Origin of the sequence: Marinimicrobium sp. UBA4209 (assembly GCF_002381585.1) — a bacterium.
GTDB lineage: Bacteria > Pseudomonadota > Gammaproteobacteria > Pseudomonadales > Cellvibrionaceae > Marinimicrobium > Marinimicrobium koreense.
The window spans coordinates 1-404 of sequence record NZ_DFTP01000014.1 but is presented as its reverse complement, the minus strand read 5'-3'; the positions used below and the strand labels follow the sequence as shown (position 1 = coordinate 404).

Annotated in this window: 1 protein-coding gene; it reads left to right on the top strand. The window is 57.9% G+C overall.

Annotated features, from left to right (window positions below; all coding sequences use genetic code 11):
• Nucleotides 1-11 precede the first annotated feature (11 nt).
• On the top strand, nucleotides 12-404 hold a 393-nt coding region (locus B3187_RS02455; protein WP_286804462.1), incomplete at its 3' end, for a PAS domain-containing protein.

The window sequence follows — 404 nt, the reverse complement described above, 5'->3', positions numbered from 1 at the left end:
AGAAAATCGTCATGATCAATAACGCCTTTACCCGAATCACCGGCTACACCGAGGAAGAGGCCTTGGGTCAAACCCCCAAAATGCTCGCCTCCGGACGTCACGATCACGCTTTCTACCGGGAAATGTGGCACGACATCACCCGCCGCGGGTTCTGGCAGGGCGAGGTTTGGAACCGGCGCAAGAACGGTGAGATCTATCCGGAGTGGTTGAGCATCAGCCAGATCACCACCGACGATGGCGTGCCCACCTATTACATCGGTATTGTCAGTGACATCAGTCGGCTGAAAGAGGACCAGGAAGAGATTCACCGCCTGGCCTACTACGACCCACTGACCAACCTGCCCAACCGCTCCCTGCTGGAAGAGCGCGCCGCCTTTGCCCTGAGAATCGCACAGCGCAACCAC